At 69.8% G+C, this 21654-nt stretch carries 11 protein-coding genes and 1 pseudogene; 7 read left to right on the top strand and 5 right to left on the bottom strand.

Annotated elements, in window-relative coordinates:
- From MHW47_RS15840 to MHW47_RS15855, 4 genes are all read left to right on the top strand, one after another.
- Nucleotides 1-1948, top strand: a 1948-nt coding sequence (locus MHW47_RS15840) for a glycosyl hydrolase family 28-related protein (protein WP_239223852.1), incomplete at its 5' end; no start/stop codon positions are given.
- Nucleotides 1949-2072: 124 nt separating this feature from the next.
- On the top strand, nt 2073-3083 hold the full coding sequence (locus tag MHW47_RS15845) for a LacI family DNA-binding transcriptional regulator (RefSeq protein WP_239223853.1): 1011 nt from the start codon (nt 2073-2075) through the stop codon (nt 3081-3083).
- A 391-nt stretch (nt 3084-3474) separates the two neighbouring features.
- The gene (locus MHW47_RS15850) at nt 3475-6855 is read left to right on the top strand and encodes a CARDB domain-containing protein (protein ID WP_239223854.1); all 3381 of its coding nucleotides are present in this window, start codon (nt 3475-3477) and stop codon (nt 6853-6855) included.
- Nucleotides 6856-6930: 75 nt separating this feature from the next.
- Nucleotides 6931-11223, top strand: coding sequence for a discoidin domain-containing protein (locus MHW47_RS15855; protein WP_239223855.1), 4293 nt, complete (start codon nt 6931-6933; stop codon nt 11221-11223).
- A gap of 244 nt (nt 11224-11467) precedes the next feature.
- On the opposite strand, the gene MHW47_RS15860 is transcribed toward MHW47_RS15855, so the two are convergent.
- Nucleotides 11468-13450: a discoidin domain-containing protein gene (locus MHW47_RS15860; protein WP_239223856.1), complete on the bottom strand. Its 1983-nt coding sequence runs from the start codon at nt 13448-13450 to the stop codon at nt 11468-11470.
- 343 nt (nt 13451-13793) lie between these two features.
- Nucleotides 13794-15005 carry a YncE family protein gene (locus MHW47_RS15865; protein WP_374230098.1) on the bottom strand — a complete coding sequence of 404 codons (1212 nt, stop codon included), beginning with the start codon at nt 15003-15005 and terminating at the stop codon, nt 13794-13796.
- A 393-nt stretch (nt 15006-15398) separates the two neighbouring features.
- Here MHW47_RS15865 and MHW47_RS15870 point away from each other — a divergent pair, with 393 nt between their 5' ends.
- Nucleotides 15399-16043, top strand: a complete 645-nt coding sequence (locus MHW47_RS15870; protein ID WP_239223857.1) for a TetR/AcrR family transcriptional regulator — start codon at nt 15399-15401, stop codon at nt 16041-16043.
- A 105-nt stretch (nt 16044-16148) separates the two neighbouring features.
- On the opposite strand, the gene MHW47_RS35730 is transcribed toward MHW47_RS15870, so the two are convergent.
- Nucleotides 16149-17273 (bottom strand): RICIN domain-containing protein, encoded by a 1125-nt coding sequence (locus tag MHW47_RS35730; protein ID WP_275449246.1) that lies wholly within the window; start codon nt 17271-17273, stop codon nt 16149-16151.
- A gap of 204 nt (nt 17274-17477) precedes the next feature.
- Between MHW47_RS35730 and MHW47_RS15890 the strand changes: the two genes are divergently transcribed.
- Nucleotides 17478-19784, top strand: coding sequence for a tetratricopeptide repeat protein (locus tag MHW47_RS15890; RefSeq protein ID WP_275449247.1), 2307 nt, complete (start codon nt 17478-17480; stop codon nt 19782-19784).
- A gap of 286 nt (nt 19785-20070) precedes the next feature.
- On the opposite strand, the gene MHW47_RS15895 is transcribed toward MHW47_RS15890, so the two are convergent.
- On the bottom strand, nt 20071-20526 hold the full coding sequence (locus tag MHW47_RS15895; protein WP_239223859.1) for a bacteriocin immunity protein: 456 nt from the start codon (nt 20524-20526) through the stop codon (nt 20071-20073).
- A gap of 95 nt (nt 20527-20621) precedes the next feature.
- Nucleotides 20622-20996, bottom strand: coding sequence for a transposase (locus tag MHW47_RS15900; protein ID WP_239223861.1), 375 nt, complete (start codon nt 20994-20996; stop codon nt 20622-20624).
- A gap of 303 nt (nt 20997-21299) precedes the next feature.
- On the opposite strand from MHW47_RS15900, the pseudogene MHW47_RS15905 reads away from it, so the two are divergent.
- Nucleotides 21300-21654 (top strand): annotated as a pseudogene (locus tag MHW47_RS15905) (hypothetical protein); the annotation flags it as partial.

The raw sequence follows: 21654 nt of genomic DNA on the forward strand, positions 1-21654 counted from the left end.
GCTCAGAACGCCGCCCGGACCCCCCCCACCCGCCCCCCGCCCCCCGGCCCCCGCCGTCACCCGCGCCGGCCTCGACCCGGCGCTCGTGGCCGGCCGGGGCGCCACCGTCGCCTTCGACGAGCAGGAGGCCGAGAACGCCCGCACCACTGGCACCGTCATCGGCCCGGACCGCACCCCGTACACCCTCCCCTCGGAGGCGTCCGGCCGGAAGGCGGTCCGGCTCGTCCCCGGCCAGTACGTCGAGTTCACCCTGCCTCGCGCGGCCAACGCGCTCACCGTGCGCTACAGCATCCCGGACGCGGCCGGGGGCGGCGGCATCACCGCGCCCCTCGACGTCACCGTCGACGGCCGCCACCGCAGGACGATGACCCTGACCTCGCAGTACTCCTGGCTCTACAACCAGTACCCCTTCACCAACGACCCCGTCGCCGACCTGCTCCACCCCGACTGGTGGCTCACCGAGTGCGCCTGCGTCCCGGCCGCCACCACGCCGGCCCCCACCTTCGACAAGCCCTTCCGCCCCACCCACTTCTACGACGAGCAGCGCCTGCGCCTCGGCACGACCTTCCGGGTGGGGGAGAAGGTACGGCTCACGGTGCCGGCCGGCAGCCCCGCCGCCTGGACCGTGATCGACCTGCTCGACACCGAGCTCGTCGCCCCGCCGCACGTCGAGCGCGGCGGGGTCGACATACGGCTCCTGGGCGCCGACCCAACCGGCCGCCGGGACGCCGCACCCGCGATCGAGCGGGCCATCGCGCTGGCCCGCCGCCTCGACCGGCCCGTCTACCTGCCGCCGGGCACCTTCCGCGTCGACCGGCACATCGAGGTCGACGACGTCACGATCGTCGGTGCGGGCAACTGGCACACCGTCCTCAAGGGCCGCCAGGTCGCCCTCGACGAGCCCGCCCGCGACGGCTCCCGGCACACCGGCGTCGGCCTCTACGGGAGACCCGCCGCCGAGGGCGGCAGCCAGAACGTGCACCTGTCGGGCTTCGCCATCGAGGGCGACGTCAGCGAACGGATCGACACCGACCAGGTCAACGCCATCGGAGGCGCCATGAGCAACTCCACCATCGACGGTCTCCACCTGCACCACACCAAGGCCGGCCTCTGGTTCGACGGCCCCATGCGGAACATCCGGGTCACCCGCAACATCATCACCGACCAGATCGCCGACGCCCTCAACTTCCACACCGGCGTCACCGACTCACTCGTCCGGAACAATTTCGTCCGCAACACCGGCGACGACGGCATCGCCCTCTGGTCGGACACGACCGCGGACGCCCGCAACACCGTCACCCGCAACACCGTCCAGTCGCCCACCCTCGCCAACGGCATCGCGATCTACGGCGGCGAGGACAACACCGTCAGCGGCAACCTCGTCGCCGACCCGGTCCGCGAGGGCAGCGCCCTGCACGCCGGCGCCCGCTTCGGCGCCGAACCCTTCACCGGCACCCTCCGCTTCACCGACAACACCACCGTCCGCGCCGGCACCCTCGACCTCAACTGGAAGATCGGTCTCGGCGCCCTCTGGTTCTACGCCCTCGACGGCTCCGTCGACGCCGATGTGCGGGTCACCGGGGACCACTACCTCGACTCCACCCACAACGCGATCATGCTCGTCAGCGAGTACGGTGTGAAGGATCGGTACGGCATTCCGGCCGTCCACTTCAAGGACATCCGCGTCGACGGCGCCGGTAACTCCGTCCTCAGCGCCCGGACGAAGGGTTCCGCCACCTTCGAGAACGTCGACGCCCGCAACATCGGGGCCGTCGGAGTCAACAACTGCGGCTCCTTCAACTTCCCCGCCACCGGATCCGAGTTCGCGCTGATCGACCGGGGCGGCAACGACGGCGGCTGGCTCGCCCCCTGGCTGCTGCCGAACACCCTGACGTGCGACGACCGCCCGCCGGTCGTCGCACCGCCGGCTCCCACCCCCTGGCCCTGACGCGAACGTCGCCTCTGCTGAGCCGGCGAGCAGTACACCTTCCGAATCACTTGCGTCAGAAAGATTGCCCGGGGTTGGCAAGACAGCGAAATTCGCTTGCATTACTTGCGCTATAGTTGCGCTTATGACGCGAAGACTTGCTGAGGTGGCGAAGAAGGTGGGGGTCAGTGAGGCCACGGTGAGCCGTGTCCTCAACGGTAAGTCCGGGGTCTCCGAGACGACCCGACAGTCCGTGCTGACGGCACTCGACGTGCTCGGCTACGAACGGCCGACGCAGTTGCGCGGAGAGAGGGCCAGGCTCGTCGGCCTGGTCCTCCCCGAACTCCAGAACCCCATCTTCCCGGCGTTCGCCGAGGTCATCGGTGGCGCGCTCGCCCAGCAGGGACTCACCCCGGTCCTCTGCACGCAGACCAAGGGTGGCGTCTCCGAGGCCGACTACGTGGAACTCCTGCTCCAGCAGCACGTCTCCGGCGTCGTCTTCGCCGGCGGACTCTTCGCGCAGGCCGACGCCCCGCACGACCACTACTACCGGCTTGCCGAGCGCAACATCCCGGTCGTCCTGATCAACGCATCCATCGAAGGGCTCGACTTCCCCTGCGTGTCCTGCGACGACGCCGTCGCCATCGAGCAGGCGTGGCGCCACCTCGCCTCGCTGGGACACGAGCGGATCGGGCTCGTGCTCGGCCCCGAGGACCACGTTCCCTCCCGCCGCAAGCTGGAAGCCGCCCATGTGGCCGCCGCGGCAGTCGGCATGGAGTGGAACGACACTTTCGTGGAGCGGTCGATCTTCTCCCTGGAGGGCGGTCAGGCCGCTGCTGCGCGGCTGCTGGACCGGGGGATCACCGGCATCGTCTGCGGCAGTGACCCCCTGGCGCTGGGTGCGATCAGAGCTGCCAGGCGGCGCGGCCTGTCGGTTCCCGCCGACGTGTCGGTCGTGGGCTTCGACGACTCCGCGTTCATGATGTGCACGGAACCGCCGCTGTCGACGGTGCGGCAGCCCATCGAGGCCATGGGGCGCGCCGCGGTGGACCTTTTGATCATGCAGGTCCAGGGGACTCAGCGGCACTCGGGGGAACTGCTCTTCGAGCCCGAGCTCGTGGTCCGCGGCTCCACGGCTCCGCCGCCCGCTGCCTGAGCCTCCGGTCCGGAGCCCCGATCCCCGAAGGGTTTCCGGGCCTCGCCGTCCGACAACTGAATGATTCCTGCCCAACGGCACCGGTGTCCCCGCCCCTGGCGGCGTCGACATCGGTGCCGTTGGCATTTTCGGCACCGTCTCCTGCTGGAGATCGAACGGGAGCCGTTGACAAAGTCGTCAGCTGGTAGAAACCTTGCGGGCTGACAGCGTAAAAGTGCCACAGAGCAACTCAAGAAACCAGCTGACTGTCATCCGATCCTTGTCAGAGCCATGTTGGGCTCTTGGCGCGTGATCCTGCCGGGCTCCTCGAGCTTCCCTGTGCGTCCGTCGGTGAGTGCTCCACGGGCAGGGGACAGGTCACAAAGCCGGCCCGCATCGCGGAGAGGTCACCATGAGAGGCACACACCCGAGCAGACTGTTGGGGGTCGGTCTGCTGACAGCGGGCCTGATCTCCGTAGGACTGCTCCCCGTCCCCGCGTACGCCGCGGCGGACACCAACCTCGCGCTCGGCCGAGCCGCGAAGGCCGGCGGCGCCAACGGCGGCTACCCAGCGTCCAACGTCACCGACGGAAGTCAACAGACCTACTGGGAAGGCCCGTTGGGCTCGTTCCCGCAGTGGGTGCAGGTCGACCTGGGCACCCAGGTGAACCTCGACCGCCTCGCGCTCAAGCTGCCCACCGGCTGGGAGGCGCGCAGTCAGTCCCTCACCGTCCTCGGCAGCGCCGACGGCACAGCGTTCAGCACCCTCACCGCCGCCCAGGCGCGGGCGTTCAACCCCTCCGCTGCCAACACGGTGAACATCGACCTGCCGACGGCCACCGCCCGGTTCGTCCGTGTCCAGGTGGGGAACAACTCCGGCTGGAACGCCGCCCAGCTCTCCGAGCTGGAGGTCTACGGCGAGACCGGCGGAGGCGAGGACCCGGGCGACCCGCCCCCGGTCACCGGCACCAACCTGGCCCGGAACAAGCCCATCGAAGCCACCTCGACCACCCAGAACTACGCGGCCGGCAACGCCAACGACGACAGCACGTCGACCTATTGGGAGTCCGCCGGCTTCCCCGCCTCGCTCACCGTCAAGCTGGGCGCCGACGCGGATGTCGCCGGCGTCGTCGTCAAGCTGAACCCGGACTCGGCCTGGGGCCCGCGCACCCAGTCCTTCGAGGTGCTCGGCCGGGCCTCCGACGCCTCGGGCTTCACCACCCTGAAGGCGCGCGCCGACTACGCTTTCAACCCGGCCTCGGGCCATAACACGGTCACCATTCCGGTGACCGGCCGGGTCTCTGACCTCCGCCTGACCGGCTTCTCCAACGACGGCGCCCCCGGCGCGCAGGTCGCGGAGATCCAGGTGATCGGCACGTCCGCCCCGGCCGCGGACTTCGTCGTCAACGAGCTGACCTGGGAGCCGGCCACCCCCTCCGAGGCCGACGATGTGACCGCCAAGGTCACGGTCCGCAACGCCGGCACCGCGGCGGCCCCGGCGACGACGGTGAACGTCAGCGCCGAGGGCACCGTCGCGGGCTCCGCTGCGGTCCCCGCGCTCGCCGTCGGCCAGTCGACCATCGTGAACGTCCCCATCGGCAAGCGACCGATGGGCGCCTACACGATCTCGGCGGCCGTCGACCCGACCGACACGGTGCCCGAGCTCGACAACGGCAACAACAGCCGTAACGCGACGACCAAGCTGAACGTCACCCAGGCCCCGGGGCCCGACCTGACGGTCACCGGCATCACCTCGAACCCTGGCACCCCCGCGGTCGGTGCGCCGGTCTCCTTCACCGTCGCGGTCAAGAACCGCGGCACCTCCGCCGTACCGGCCGGCAGCGTCACGCGGCTCACGGCCGGTTCCACCACCCTGAACGGTACGACTCCGACCATCGCCGCCGGGGGCACGGCCGACGTCGCGGTGACCGGCACCTGGAAGGCCACCGCCGGCGGCGTCACGCTGACCGCGACCGCCGACGCCACCGCCACCGTCACGGAGACGAACGAGAACAACAACGTCTTCTCCCGCTCCATGGTCGTCGGGCGCGGCGCCGCCGTCCCGTACACCGAGTACGAGGCCGAGGACGCCGCCTACCGCGGCACGCTCCTCCAGACCGACTCCACCCGCCCATTCGGCCACACCAACTTCGCCACAGAGTCCTCGGGCCGCGAGTCGGTGCGCCTCAACACCCAGGGCGACTACGTGGAGTTCACTTCCACGAACGCCGCCAACTCCATCGTCGTGCGCAACTCGATTCCGGACGCCCCGGGCGGCGGTGGCCAGGAGGCCACGCTCAGCCTCTACGCGGACGGGCAGTTCGTGCGCAAGCTCACGCTCTCCTCCAAGCACAGCTGGCTGTACGGCAACACCGACCAGCCGGAGGGCCTCACCAACACCCCGGGCACCGACGCGCGGCGCCTCTTCGACGAGTCCAACGCCCTGCTGACCCAGTCCTACCCGGCCGGCACCAAGTTCCGCCTCCAGCGCGACGCCGGTGACAGCGCCGCCTTCTACATCGTCGACCTCATCGACCTGGAGCAGGTCGCCCCGCCGGCTGCGAAGCCCGCGGAGTGCGTCTCGATCACCCAGTACGGGGCCGTGCCCAACGACGGCATCGACGACACCGACGCCCTCCAGCGCGCCGTCACCGCGGACCAGAAGGGTGAGATCGGCTGCGTCTGGATCCCGGCGGGCCAGTGGCGCCAGGAGCAGAAGATCCTCACCGACGACCCGCTGAACCGCGGCGCCTACAACCAGGTCGGCATCCGTGACGTCACCATCCGCGGCGCCGGCATGTGGCACTCCCAGCTCTACACGCTGACCCCGCCCCACCTCGCGAACGGAATCAACCACCCGCACGAGGGCAACTTCGGCTTCGACATCGACGACAACACCAAGATCTCGGACCTCGCCATCTTCGGCTCCGGCACCATCCGGGGCGGCGACGGCAACGCCGAGGGCGGTGTCGGCCTCAACGGACGCTTCGGCGAGGACACGAAGATCAGCAACGTCTGGATCGAGCACGCCAACGTCGGCGTCTGGGCCGGCCGCGACTACTCCAACATCCCCGAGCTGTGGGGGCCGGGCGACGGCCTGGAGTTCAGCGGCATGCGGATCCGCAACACCTACGCCGACGGCATCAACTTCGCCAACGGCACCCGCAACTCCACCGTCTACAACTCGTCCTTCCGCAACACCGGCGACGACGCCCTCGCCGTCTGGGCCAGCAAGTACGTCAAGGACACCTCGGTCGACGTCGGCCACGACAACCACTTCCGCAACAACACCGTCCAGCTCCCTTGGCGGGCCAACGGCATCGCCGTCTACGGCGGTTACGGCAACACCATCGAGAACAACGTCATCTCCGACACCATGAACTACCCCGGCATCATGCTCGCCACCGACCACGACCCGATCCCCTTCTCCGGGCAGACCCTGATCGCCAACAACGCCCTGTACCGCACCGGCGGAGCGTTCTGGAACGAGGACCAGGAGTTCGGCGCGATCACCCTCTTCGCCCAGGGGCCGTCCATCCCCGGCGTCACCATCCGGGACACCGAGATCCATGAATCGACCTACGACGGCATCCAGTTCAAGACCGGCGGCGGCGCCATGCCGGACGTCAAGGTCACGAACGTGCGCATCGACAAGTCGCTGGGCGGCTGCGGAATCCTCGCGATGAGCGGTGCGCGCGGCAGCGCCACGCTGACGAACGTCACCGTCACGAACTCGGCCAAGGGCGACGTCTGCTCGCAGCCCGGCACCCAGTTCGTCCTCAACCAGGGCTGACGCCCCGACACAGGTGGGGACGCCCGGCTCCACGACCGGGCGTCCCCACCACCCCCTCCCACGAAGCGAGGAACGATGAGAACCCCCACCTGGCGATCACGGTGCCTGAGCGCCGCGATCGCGACGAGCCTGCTGGCCCTGGGCAGCCCCCTGATGGCCGCCCACGCCGCCGGAGGACCCAACATCGCGCTCGGCGACGCCGCGCAGGCCGGCAGCGCCCAGTCCGGCTACGGCGCCGGCAACATCACCGACGGCAACCAGGGAACGTACTGGGAGAGCGCCGGCGACTCCCTGCCCCAGTGGGTGCAGGTCGACCTCGGCACCACCACCCGCACCGACGAGGTGGTCCTGAAGCTGCCCGCCGGCTGGGAGACCCGCAACCAGACCCTCTCCCTCCAGGGCAGCGCCGACGGCACCAGCTTCACCACCCTGAAGGCCTCCGCCACCTACACCTTCAGCCCCGGTGCGGCAAACACCGTCACCGTCGCCTTCCCCGCCACCCTGACCCGCTTCGTCCGGGTCAACGTCACCGCCAACACCGGCTGGCAGGCCGCCCAGCTCTCCGAGCTGGAGGTGCACGCGGCCGAAGGCTCCTCCGCGAACCTCGCCGCCGGCAAGACACTCACCGCGAGCAGCCACACCGAGGTGTACGCCGCGCCCAACGCCAACGACGGCAACCGGGCCAGCTACTGGGAGAGCGGCAACAACACCCTGCCCCAGTGGCTCCAGGCCGACCTCGGCGCCTCCGTCGCCGTCAACCGCGTCGTCCTCAAGCTGCCCGCCGGCTGGGCCGCCCGCAGCCAGACCCTGAAGATCCAGGGCAGCAGGGACGGCACCGCCTTCACCGACCTGTCGGCCTCCAAGGCGTACGCCTTCGACGCGGGCAACGACAACACCGCGACGATCAGCCTGGACTCCACCACCACCCGGTACGTACGGGTCCTGGTGACCGCGAACACCGTCCAGCCCGCCGCCCAGATATCCGAGCTGGAGGTGTACGGCCCGGACACGGGCGACACCCAGGCGCCGTCCGCCCCCGCGAACCTCGCCTACACCCAGCCGGCCACCGGGCAGATCAAGCTCACCTGGAAACCCTCCACCGACAACGTGGGGGTGTCCGGCTACGACATCTACGCCAATGACGTCCTGCTGACCTCCGTCGCGGGCGACGTCACCACCTTCACCGACACCCGGCCGGCCGACCAGACGGTCTCCTACCGGGTCCGGGCCAAGGACGCGGCCGGCAACCAGTCCGGCGACAGCAACACCGTCACCCGCACCGGCGATGGCGGAGACACCCAGGCCCCCACCGCCCCCGCGAACCTCGCCTTCACCGAGCCCGCGAGCAGCCAGGTGAAGCTCACCTGGACCGCCGCCACCGACAACCGGGGCGTCACCGCCTACGACATCTACGCGAACAACGTCCTGCGCGGCAGCGTCGCGGGCGGCGTCACCACCTACACCGACACACAGCCGGCGAGCGCCACCGTCACCTACCACGTGGTCGCCAAGGACGCGGCGGGCAACACCTCCGTCGCCTCCAACAGCGTCACGCGGAACGGCAGCGGCGGCACCGGATCCAACCTGTCCGTCGGCAAGCCGATCGAGGCGTCCTCGACCACGGGCGGCTTCGCGCCGGGCAACGCCAACGACAACGACACCGCCACCTACTGGGAGGGCGGGGGCGGCACCTACCCCCAGACCCTCACCGTCAAGCTGGGCGCCAACGCCGACCTCGACAGGCTCGTGCTGAAGCTCAACCCGGCCCAGGCGTGGCAGGCCCGCAACCAGACCATCGAGGTCCTCGGCCGCGAACAGAGCGCCACCGGTTTCACCAGCAGGATTGCGGCGAAGAGCTACTCCTTCGACCCCGCGAGCCGCAACACGGTCACCATCCCGCTGACCGCACGGCTCGCAGACGTCCAGCTCAGGTTCACCGCCAACACCGGTGCCCCCGGCGGCCAGATCGCGGAACTCCAGGCGATCGGCGTGCCCGCGCCCAACCCCGACCTCACCGTCACCGGCCTCACCACGACGCCCGCCGCGCCCGAGGAGGACGACGAGATCACCGTCTCCGCCGTCGTGCGCAACGAGGGCACCGCCGCGGCGGCCGCCAGCAAACTCGCCGTCCGGCTCGGCGGCACCAAGGTCGCGACCGGACAGGTCCCGGCCCTCGACGCCGGAGCCCAGGCCACCGTCCCCGTCTCCATCGGCGCGCGCGCTGCGGGCTCGTACGACCTCAGCGCGGTCGCGGACGAGGCGGGCAACGTCCTGGAGCAGAACGAGACCAACAACACCTACACCTGGCCCACCGCGCTCGTGGTCAAGCCGGTCGCCAGCTCCGACCTGCTCGCCACATCGGTGACGACCAGCCCGTCGAGCCCGACCGCCGGCGACGCCGTCACCTTCAAGGTCGCGGTGAAGAACCAGGGCACGGAGCCGACCGCGGCCGGCGACCGCGCGGTCACCCTGGAGGTGGTCGACGCGCAGGGCGACGTGGTCAAGAAGCTGACGGGCGCGCAGAGCGGCGTACTGGCCCCCGGGGCGTCGGCCGTCGTGAGCCTCGGCACCTGGACGGCTGCCAACGGCTCGTACACCGTCAGGACGGTCATCGCGGCCGACGCGAACGAACTGCCCGTCAAGCGCGAGAACAACACGCAGTCGCAGCCGCTGTTCGTCGGACGCGGCGCGAACATGCCGTACACGATGTACGAGGCGGAGGACGGCACCGCCGGCGGCGGCGCCACCGTGGTCGGCCCCAACCGCACCGTCGGCGACATCGCGGGTGAGGCGTCCGGCCGCAAGGCCGTCACCCTCGACGCGACCGGTGAGTACGTCGAGTTCACCACCCGCGCCGCCACCAACACCCTCGTCACCCGCTTCTCCATCCCGGACGCCCCGGGCGGCGGCGGCATCAACTCGACGATCAACGTCTACGTCGACGGGGTGTTCAAGAAGGCCCTGCCGCTCACCTCGAAGTACGCCTGGCTGTACGGCGCCGAGGCCGGCCCCGGCAACGACCCGAGCTCCGGTGCCCCGCGCCACATCTACGACGAGGCCAACCTGATGTTCGGGGAGACCATCCCCGCCGGCAGCAGGATCCGCCTCCAGAAGGACTCGGCGAACACGGCGGCCCACTACGCGATCGACTTCGTGAACCTGGAGCAGGTCGCCCCGGTCGCGAACCCGGACCCCGCCTCCTACACGGTGCCGGCCGGCTTCACGCACCAGGACGTGCAGAACGCCCTCGACAAGGTCCGCATGGACACCACCGGGAAGCTCGTCGGCGTCTACCTCCCGGCGGGTGACTACCAGACCTCGAGCAAGTTCCAGGTCTACGGCAAGGCGGTCAAGGTCGTCGGCGCCGGCCCGTGGTACACCAAGTTCCACGCGCCGACCACGCAGGACAACACCGACATCGGCTTCCGTGCCGAGGCCACGGCGAACGGCTCGCTCTTCAAGGGCTTCGCCTACTTCGGCAACTACGTCAACCGCATCGACGGCCCGGGCAAGGTCTTCGACTTCTCGAACGTCGCCGACATCGTCATCGACGACGTCTGGAACGAACACATGGTCTGCCTCTACTGGGGCGCCAACACCGACCGTGTCACGATCAAGAACTCGCGGATCCGCGACATGTTCGCCGACGGCATCAACATGACCAACGGCTCGACGGACAACCACGTCGTCAACAACGACGCCCGGGCCACCGGTGACGACAGCTTCGCGCTGTTCTCCGCCATCGACGCCGGCGGCGCCGACATGAAGAACAACGTCTACGAGAACCTCACCACCACCCTGACCTGGCGTGCGGCGGGCGTGGCGGTCTACGGCGGCTACAACAACGTCTTCCGCAACATCCACATCGCCGACACGCTCGTCTACTCCGGCATCACCATCTCGTCGCTGGACTTCGGCTACCCGATGAACGGCTTCGGGACCATCCCGACGAACTTCGAGAACATCTCGATCGTCCGGGCCGGCGGCCACTTCTGGGGCAGCCAGACCTTCCCCGGCATCTGGATCTTCTCCGCCTCGAAGGTCTTCCAGGGCATCCGCGTCAGCCACGTGGACATCGTCGACCCCACCTACAGCGGCATCATGTTCCAGACCAAGTACACCGGCTCCCAGCCCGAGAACCCGGTGAAGGACACGGTCTTCACCGACATCTCCATCACCGGTGCGCGCAAGTCCGGCGACGCCTTCGACGCCAAGTCGGGCATCGGCATCTGGGCCAACGAGATGCCCGAACCCGGCCAGGGACCGGCCGTCGGCGAGGCCACCTTCAACTGCCTGCGCCTGCGGGACAACGCCCAGGACATCCGGAACACCACGTCCACCTTCAAGATCAACGTCAACCCCTGCTGACCCCGCTCCGCCCCACGGCGTGAGCACCGGCGCCCACCGCAACCGGCGGTGGGCGCCGCCGCGTTTCACCATGAACCGCCTCGAAGGGAACCATCGGAGGCGAAGGAGCGGAAGGAGGCCCTGCCTGTTTCGGCCGGCGGTTCGTCATGTCCTGGGCCAGCCGGGCGATCGGGTCCGTGCGGCGGACACGGCGTGACGGCCCCGGGACCGACCGGGTCCTGGGGCCGTCACACCGCTGCAGGGGTCAGGCGCCGTACACCTGGAGCTGCGCGATCTGCCCTGCGGGCCAGCCCGTGTTGGAGGTGAAGACGAGCCGCAGATGGCGGGTGGCCGTGGAGGCGGGGAGGGTCAGGGTGGCGGTGTTCCCGGTGAGCGGGTCGAAGGAGCAGTCCGTGCTGCCCCGCAGCACGGAGAAGGAGCTGCCGTCGGTGCTGCCCTGAACGGTGACGGTCTGCGTGCGCGCGCCCCAGCTGGTGGACGGCGGCAGCGCGAGAACGACGCGACGGACACCTGTGGTGGCGCCCAGGTCGACCTGGAGCCACTGGGGGAAGGCGTGGTTGGCGCTCTCCCAGTACGTGCCCGGATCGCCGTCCACGGCGTTGCTCGCGCCGTACGTCTGGGTGTGGCTGCTCTCCGAGACCGGCCGGTGCAGCGCCAGGTCGCCGGTGGGGGTGCCGCCGCCGGCCGCCGTGGTGACGGTGACCCGGGCCGAGGCCGCGGACACGGAGCCTGCGGAGTCGAGCGCCTGGACGTCGAAGGTGTATGAGGTCGACGGGGAGAGGCCGCTCACCGTGTACGTGGTGGTGTTGCCCGGAGCGGTGCCCACCGGGGTGGCCGTGTCACCGGTGATCCGGCGTACGCGGTACCCCGTCACACCGGAGTCGTCCGTCGCGGCGGTCCAGGCCAGCTCGACGGTGGTGTCGGTGACGGTGGTGGCGCGCGGATCGCCGGGGGCGGTCGGCGGCTGGTTGTCGTTGCCGCCGACGAGCGGCGGGGTCGGCCGGGTGGCGGTGACGGGGAGCCTGCCCTTGAGCATGCGGCCGCCGTCGCCGGTCAGCCGGAGGTAGTAGTCGGACGAGCAGGCGGTGCCGTCCTCGTCGAGCGCGAGGAAGCCCGACCCGGTGGGCACCCAGTCCCGGGACTCGGCGGTCTTGGCGATCTGGTTGCCCTCGTTGTACTCGTCGAACATGGAGATGTAGACGCTGGGCACCCCGGCCCGGCCCATGTTGTAGAACTGCCGCCACATGAAGTCGCCGTGGGCGCGTTGTCGTTCGGTGACACCGCCGGGCAGGACGCACGGCTGGTAGTCGATGCCGTGCGCGGTGCACTCGGCGAGGTCTGGCACGGTGGCGGCGTTGTAGAAGTTGTCGGCGTCGCCGGCGTTGCCGATCCGGCCGACCAGCCACGGCGAGAGCATGTCGAAGGCGTGGTAGACGCTGCTGAAGCCCGGCCGGGAGTCCCGGTCGCCCGTCCGCCACCAGGTCGGAACCCCGCCGATGACGTAGCAGCCCTGGGCCTTGAACCAGTTCAGCACGTCCAGGCAGGCCTCCGGGGTGAACGGCCGCTGGGCGTCGTTGAAGCCGAAGCCCCAGATGCACACCACCGGCTTGCCGTTCTGCCGGGCATACGCCGAAGAAGCGGTGTGCGCACGCATCTTGGCGGTCCAGTCGGCCTTGATGCCCGTCTGCATGGACGTCCAGTCGGACACGTCGTACATGATGTAGAACTTGACGCTCTCGGCCTCCGCCGCGGCGCGTACCTTGCTCGCCATCGCGTCGCGCGTCGGCCCTTCGCCGCCGGTCGGGTTGAACCGCTGGAGGGCCGCGGTGTCGATGCCGTACTGCTTCATCCACCGGAAGTGGGTGTCGACGGTGGACTGGTCGTAGGACGAGAACAACGAGGCCGGTTGCCCGTTGCCGAGGTTGCCGAAGGAGGTCCGGTACGTGACCGGGTACTCACGGACGTCGGGCCAGGCGACGATGGCGTGGTTGGACGGGGAGGGGGTATCTCCCCAGTTCCGCGCCCAGTGCCACCAACCGTCGATCGGGGCGCCGTCGCCTTTGCAGGCGAACCAGCCCTGATACCCCACGGTCACCTTGCCGACCACGTCGCCCGGGCCGCTGACCGCGGGCGCCGCATGCGCGAGCGTGCCCTCCCCGCCCGCGATGACTCCTGTCAGCCCCGCCGCCGTCGCCGCTTGCAAGAACGTGCGCCGCGTGAATCCCACCGAGAGCTCCTTCGATCAGTTCTCCACTGCGGCGCCCAGCAGGGGCCGCGAACGGACCACCGGTGACGCGGCAACTTTACGCGGGGAACTGTATTGACGAGGACATGCTCTCGCAAGAGGTCGTCATGCAGATGAAAAAAAGGAGCCGGGCGGAGGGCGACTCCGAGAGGAGGTTGGCCACCAGGGCGGTGACGAAGGCACCGGTGACCGGCTCATCGGGTATGGGGAAGGCGAGGTTGTCCTCGACGGCATGGAAATAGCCGTCGAGCGCGAGCGCACCACCGACCTGCGGTCTCCTGGGCGTGGGGCGGACGCAACCGCACGCCCAGGAGACGGAGGGGCGTCAGCCGGTCGGGCCGGTCCAGCCGGTGGGGAGGTGGGCGAGGCGCACTCGCTGGGGATGGTCACCGACGGGCACGGATGCGATCTTCCGGCCGGTGGCGAAGCTGATGGCGGTGACCTGGTCCGCTCCGCTTTCGGAGATGATGCATGCTTCGCCGTCGCCGCTCACGGTGGCCCAGTACGGCTTGGAGGCGGTGACCAGCGGGCCTTCCTGCAGCGTGGCGCGGTCGACGACGGTGGCGTAGTTGTCCATGGTTCCGGCGATGCAGAGCTTGGTACCGTCCGGGTTCATGGACATGCCGTGGTGGCGGGAGTCGTTGACGTAGCTGGTGCGGTCGTCGCTGGTGCCGGGGTTCTTCGGCAGGGTCTTCATTCCGGTGATCTTGTCGGCGGCGACGTCGTACTCGAAGAAGCCGTTGAAGAACGAGACCTGGAAGTACATCTTGGACTCGTCGGGCGTGAACGCGACCGGCCGGATCGAGTCGGAGAAGTCCTTGCCGCCGGGGAAGGCGTTCAGCCGATCCCGCATGTCGATGGTCTTGACCACCTTGAGCGTCTGGGCGTCCGCCACGGTGATCTTGCGGTCGCCCTTGAGGAAGTCCTGCCAGGGCGCGTCGAAGTCGTTGTTGACTTCGCCGATCGACATGTTCCATATCTTGCCGTCACGGGTGAAGACGTTCTCGTGAGGCTTGTCGCCGGTGGCGAACGATCCGATCTGCCGCCCCGTGTCGATGTCGAGCACGTGCACGGTGTTTCCTGTGGAAGCCGACACCGCCACCCGCGACCCGTCGGGGGAGACAGCCATGTGGTCGGCCCGGTAACCGGAGACGCGGAAGCGCCACTTGACTTCCCCCGTGGTGGTGTCGATGGAGGCCACATCGCCGAAGCTGGGGCGTGACACCACGATCGCCGAGCCGTCGGGGGTGGTGTAGATGTCGTCCACGAACTGGTCGTGGCCCTCGCCGGCAGTCGTCCGGATGCCCAGGAAAAAGATCAGCCGAATGGGGTCGGTGTAGATCTCCCGCAGTCGCTCGCTCTTGTCGGGAACCAGATTGATCCGACCGACCTTGGAGAAATCGCCGGTGGACTTGATGACGTCCGCGGTGCCCTCCCAGTTGTTGCCGACCAGCATCACCTCCTGGAGGGCGGGTTGGGCGTGGGCCGTGCTCGCGGGCACCAGGGTGCCTGCGGCCATCAGGGCCGCTGCGGCCATGCTCCACAGCCGTCGGCCGCCAGTGCGAGGGCTGCTCCCGGCGCGCCGATGAGTTCCGAGCGGGGCAGGGGGTAGTGCAGTGTTCATGTTTCGCTCCTCTGCAGGAAGTGAGGTGCCGAGTGGGCAGGAAACTGGAGCACTGTGCGGTGAGTCCGCCCCGCGGTCGAGCGCGAAGCGTCTCGGTCCGGGGAGACCGTGGTAGTCCTTGCCGACGGGTTTGCGGCTCACGGCTCGTCCGATGAGTGCGCGCGCCTTGCGGGCGTGATGCGCACCCCTCAAGTCTGAACATCTCCTCATTCAGACTTGAGTTACCGGATAGTAGGGAGGAGTGGGGATGCGGCGCAAGGCCTGTGCGGCAGGACTGTGCGAACGAGCAGGCGGGAAGGGGTGGCAGTGGCGGGAAGAATCACCCCGTCCGAGGGGCGGTACGGGGGCAGGAACGCGGCCGAGCGGCGGGCGGAGCGGCGCGAGCGGTTTCGCACAGCGGGTCTGGACCTGTTCGGCGCCGGGCCGGGGTACCGGGCCACCAGGCTGGGAGATCTGTGCAAAGCGGCCGGCCTGTCGACCCGTCAGTTCTATGAGGAGTACCGCACCCTGGAGGACCTCTTGGCCGACCTCCACCTGCACGTCAACGAAATCGCCGAGAGCGCCGTTCTCGACGTGCTGCCCCAGGTCCAGGAGCTTCCGCTGGCGGAGCGTGTCACCGCCTGCACGCGCGCCTACCTCGGAGGGGCTGCCGGGGATATGCGGCATGCCCGTATCACCTACGTCGAGATCGTCGGCGTCAGCCCTCGCATCAACCACCAGCGCCTGCGGCGGCGCGCCATCTGGATCGAGTTGTTGAACCGTCTGGCGGACGAGGCCGTGGAACGCGGGGAGGCGCCGCCCGACGACTACCGTCTCGCCTCAGCGGCCCTCATCGGTGCCATCAACGGTCTGATGCACGACTGGGTCGTCGGCTGGGTGAACGCCTCAAGGGAAGAGATCGCCGATGAACTCGTGCGCATCATTCTCGGCAGGTACGGGCCCACCGACTGACCGCGGCAGGAGCGAGCACCGGCAACTGTCCGGGCTCGGTCACCGTGGCGCGGGTGAGCCTCGACGCGCGCCACGACGTCCGCCCCTGCCGCCGGCGGTCGCCGGCTACTGGGCGATCCCGAACTGCTGGGCCTTCGAGCCCTCGCAGGTCCAGACGCCCAGGGTTTTGTACGCCTCGTCGAACGTGAGGCAGTCCTGGCTGGAGTTGCGGATCTGGAAGGTGCCCGAGCCATTGGGGACGATCTCCCACTGCTGCGTGGTGCTGCCCGTCCACGGCGCCAGGTTGGCCTGCCAGGTCGTCGTGTTCGTCGTCAGGGAGAGGCTGATGCCGTCGTCGATCCGGTAGCGGCCGTTTGACAGCGGCGTCACGGTCCAGAGCGCGCCCGGAGTGCCGTACTTCCCGGCCACGATCTTCGCGCCGGACTTCGCCGCGTTCGGCACGGCCGCGAGGCTCTGCTGGGTGTGGATGTAGACGGGGACGATCGTGGGCGGGGCCGTGGTCGCCGTCGCGGTGTAGGTGATGGGGTGCTGGGGGGTCTCCTCGCCCTCGGGGTAAATCCGGGGAATGTCCGGGCCCACGGGGGTCATCGGGCTCTTGTTCGTGATCGGGACGGCACCGCTCGGGGAGCCGGGAACGTACGTCGGGGAGAAGTCCACGTACCCCTTGCCGCCCTCGGTCCTGCGGGTGAAGTTCCCGGAGAAGCCCCAGTTGATCCAGCCGCCGTCTCCCGGGTTAACGAACGTGCCGCCGCCGGAGAACACCCAGATGCGGAAGGTCTGGTCCTCGCGGGACGTCGGGTCGTCCCAGTCGACGTCCATCGTGAAGGCGACGTCCTTGAAGTTCTCCTGGTAGTCGTGCACGAACCAGTCGTTGCCCAGGACGTTCTTGCCCTTGATGTCGAAAATCATGACGTTGTACCAGTTGCCGACCTCGGTGTCGATCAGCGTGAGCAGCTCCTGGACGAACTGGCCGCGCGTCCGCTTCGTATTTGCCTGGTCCTCCTGGGAGGCGAGAATGCAGGAGGTCAGCCCGGCGCCGACGCCTCCGTGTCCCGGCGCGACGATCGACGCCGCATCGCAGTCCTTGTGCGACTGGCTCCGGCCGTCGTCGCCCGCGGGCGGGAGCCCGATGTCGGGCAGCGTGTAGGCGGACGCGGGGGACGTCGCTCCGAGGACGGGCGTCAGCGCGAGCGCGGCGACCAGGACCGTACGGGCGAGCTTTCCAGACATGACCAGCTCCAGGCAGGTATACGAGGACGAGGACGGGGCGGGGACCGCTACAGGCGCGGTGCGGCGGGCGCGAGCCCCAAGGAACTCCACCACTGGAACCATCTCCGGGACGAGGAAGTCTTACCGGCGAAAATACACCCGCCCCTTCTTCTGCCGGACCGCCCGCACGCCGCGCCCTACACGCCCCACCCCGGAGAGCACCGCATGAACCACCCCACCGGGGACACCCCGGACATCGGGCCGCTGCTGCGCACTCTGCGGGCGCGCACCGGCCTCAGCCAGGAGGCGCTGGCTCTGCGGGCGGGAGTGAGCGTGCGGGCGCTGGCGGATCTGGAGCGCGGACGCACCCGGGGCCCGCAGCGTCACACGGTCGCCGCGCTGGTGGAGGCGCTGGCGCTCGACGCCGCCGACGCGGAGGCGCTGGAACGGGCGGCGGCCCTCGGGCGGCCCCGGCCGCGCCCGGCACCCACAGCGCACACGGCCTCCGCAGCGCCCCCAGCGTCTGCGGAGCTCCGGCTGCCGCCGGACCTGCCGGACTTCACCGCGCGCGAGGAGGCGCTGGCGTGCTTGCGGGCTGTGGCGGACGACGCCGGTGCGGCAGGTCCGGCGGTGGTGCTGGTGACGGGGCAGCCGGGGCTGGGCAAGACCGCGTTCGCCGTGCGGGCGGCGCACGGTCTGGCGGAAGGGTTTCCGGACGGGCGGTTCGCCGTCGATCTGCGGGGCACACAGCCGGATCCGGCAGAACCCTACGAGGTGATGCGACGGGTGCTGTGCGCACTGGGCGTCGGGGAGTCCGCCGTGCCGCACGGGCGGGAAAGCCGCGCGACGCTCTTCCAGGCCACCGTCGCGGAGCGGCGGATGCTGCTCGTCCTGGACAACGCGGCAAACGAGGCCCAGGTCAGGCCGTTGCTTCCGGCGTCGGGGCGGGCGCTGACGCTGGTGACCAGTCGCTCCGCGCTGGCCGGGCTCGTGGGGGTGCGGCGGATCGCGCTCGACGTGCTGCGGCGCGAGGAGTCGGTGGCGTTGCTGAGCCGGACGATCGGTGCCGCACGGGTCGCGGCGGAGCCGCAGGCGGCCCGTGATCTGAGCGATCTGTGCGGGCAGTTGCCGCTCGCCGTGCGGATCGCCGCGCAGCGGCTGGCCGCCCGTCCGGGCGAACGGCTCGCACGGCTGGTCTCCCAGCTCTCCGACGAGGAGAGCCGCCTGGACGCGCTGCGGGCCGGGGACCTGGAGGTCCGGGCGACGTTCGCACTTTCGTACCAGCAACTCGCTCCCACAGCACGCCGGTTGCTGCGGCGGGCGACGCTCGCCGACGGGGTGGACTTCTCGCCGCAGACCGCCGCCCTGCTGGCCGGGTGCACGCTGCGGCAGGCCCGGCGGACGGCCGAGGAGCTGGCTGACGGGGGGTTGCTCCAGCCCGATCCGGCCGCCGAGCGCTACCGCTTCCACGATCTGCTGCGATTGTTCGCCGCCGAGCGGCTGACCGAGGACGATCCCACCGAACTGGCGGGCGTACGAAAGCGCGCGGTGCGCTGGACACTGGCGCGGGCCCGATCGGCGGCGCTGCACTTCGACGCCGAGCGTCCTCCCACCGGTGACCCCTGCCCCGCCACTGCGCCGCGTGACGCCGGGGAGGCACGCGGCTGGCTGGAGTCGGAGCGGGCGCAGTGGACCGGGGCTCTGCGGCAGGCCCTCGGGAACGGGGACCATCAGGAGGTGCTGGACACGGTGGAGGCCATGCACTGGTTCTCCGACCGCACCCAGCACTGGGAGCAGTGGGCGGACGTCTTCCGCTGCTCGGTAGCGGCCGCACAGGCACTCGGCAGCGCCCGCGACGAGGCCCTGCACCTCAACTATCTCGCCTGGTCCTGCAACTTGTGCGTCCACGACTACCCGGCCGGTCTCGCCGCCGCCCGCGAGGCGCTGACCGCCGCCCGCCGGAGCGGGGACCTCCTCCAGGCCGGCTGGGCGTACGGCTACGGGGCCGGCGCGCTGCACCGCCTCGGGCGGGCCGGGGAGGCGGTGGCCTGGCTGAAGGACGCGGCGGCCTGCCACCGGGAGAGCACTGCGCCGCAGAGCCGGCTCGCGGAGCTGACGACGCTCAACGCGATGGGCGCCCATCTGCGGACCATGGGACAGCCCGAGGAGGCCCTGGCCATCCACGAGGAGAGCGCGCGGCTGTGCCGGACCGGGATTCCCGGCCAGTCCGAGGACGTCCTCGGACTGTTCCGGGTGCACGCTCTTTACCACCTGGGCCTCGACCACAGCGCCCTGAACCGCTGGGAACGGGCCGAGCAGCTGCTCCGCCAAGCCCTCGAAGGGTTCGAGTCCGCCGACATGACCGCGTGGAGCGAGCCGGCCCGGCTGGACCTGGCCGTCGCCCTGCGCCGCCTCGGTCGTAAGACGGAAGCGCGTACGGCCCTGGAGGCCGCCCATCGCGGGCTCACCCGGCAGAACCATCCGCGCCGCTCGGAGGCGGAACGCGAACTCGCTGTCCCGGCGGACGCGTAGACGCAGCCCGTCCCCTCGCGGGGGCTGGGCTGCTCAGCCTCCTTCCTCGCCCACGGCGCCTGCCAGACCCTCCGCACCGCGAGCAGGGGCGCCGTCGGGGCCTCGCCGCCCTGACTGCCTGTCGGGTTTCGCCGTGAGGCCGTTTGGTTCAGCCACGCCAGTTTGAGGCCGGTCACGCGGTAGCCGTTTCGGGGACGAGTGACTCATATGGCTTTGTCCACGGAATGGGGCTCTGGCACAGATCTTGGGGAGCGGTCGCGGAGGGTGACGTTCGAGTTCGATTTACTCAGAGTGCGATCGGCCGGTACTTCAGAGCCTCATCGACGATCTGTTCGGGAGACGGGTCCTGAAGGATGTCCGAGGGATGGAAGACCAGGTCACTCACCCGGGGATGCGACACGTTTGCTTCCAGCAGACGCAGATAATAGTCGCTCTCCTCTGAGCCAGTCAGGAGTCTGCGGACGATCTCAACGAGCTCGTCCCGGGTGATGTCCGCGATCACGGGGCGTGCCGGCCGGGCCGCCTCCCTCGCGAACTCCTCCAGGCTCCTGCTGCCGTCGTATTCGGCAAAGTCGAGAGCCACGTAGTCCTGACCGGTCATCGCGTTGAACGCCTCGATCTCCCCGCCCGCCACCTCTGGGTGGACGGTTAGCAGCTCAGCGATCCGCTCAACCTCAGTGCACAGCTCGTTCAGTTGCTGCCGACTCACGGGCGGGGGCAACAACTCCGGTCTCAGGTCCACAGCGGCATTATGTCTGTCGGTGCCGACACGCCCCAGCGGGCCTCCCAGGGCGCTGTCATTTCGGTCCTTGGCGAAGGATCGGAGGGCTTGGAGTCCTACTGGAGCAGGATCATCTTGCGGAGTAGTTCGAATCCAGCGCGGCCGTAGAGCTGCCGCTTGATCTTCTTGATGCGGTTGACGGCGCCCTCGATGCTGCCGGAGCTCCAGTCGAGAGTGAGCCCGGCGGTCACGGCGTCGAGGTCTCGGAGCAGGTGGAGTGCGAAGCCGGTGAGGCCGGGCAGTTGGCTGGCATCGACTGCGTTGATCCAGGCGGGGAGTGTGGAGCCGAGGCGGTCGGTGAGTATCTCGCCGAAGTCGCGGACGAGTCCGGCAGCCTTCTCCAGTTCGGGGCAGCGGGCCAGGACCTCCTTCAGGCCGGCCCGGTCTTCCTCGGTCAGAGCCGTGGGGTGCCGGGTGAGCCAGCCGGTCACCTGCCGCACAGACGGCGGCCGCGGGGCCGCGCCGGCCGGAGCCCCGCGGAGGCTCGCAATGTGGGCGCGGACCATCTGGTAAGTGACGGGCGCGTTGGCGGCAATGAGTTCACCGTGCAGTCGCGTGACGCTGGTGCATCCTTCGGCGAATCGCCGCTCCGGGTAGGGCTTGTAAGGGTCCAGTCTGCTGGGCCGGGGCCGGTTCTCGCGGATGGTGTCCTGCCAGCGTGTGGCGTTCGTTTACCGGAGCACGGTGTGGAGACCCCAGCCCAGGTGCCGGGCAATCGCCCGGCGGGAGTGGCCTTGGGCGAGGAGCTCGTGGACCAGGGCGTGCGCTGCCTTCTTCCGTTCGGCCCGCCGGCCGAGGGGCGCCGAGTCGTTCTTCGGCATACCGGGGCCGGGACTCGTCGCGCCTGCCAGCGTGCCAGTAGGCGACGGATTGCGCAGGCACTCGCGGTGTGCGGCGACGCAGGTGTCAACAGCTCGGCCGAGGCCCTGCCACAGGGGAACCGGTCGGCAAACCGCCACTGGGACCTGCACACGGCCGTCATCGCCCGCGCAATTCAGCCCCCGCCCGGCAGCACGACCGCCGGAACGCAGGTCAGCCGCAAGTCGCTGCTGACCGACGTCGCGAACCTCACGGCTCGTAACGGCCGCT

Source organism: Streptomyces sp. OfavH-34-F (assembly GCF_022347745.1).
GTDB lineage: Bacteria > Actinomycetota > Actinomycetes > Streptomycetales > Streptomycetaceae > Streptomyces.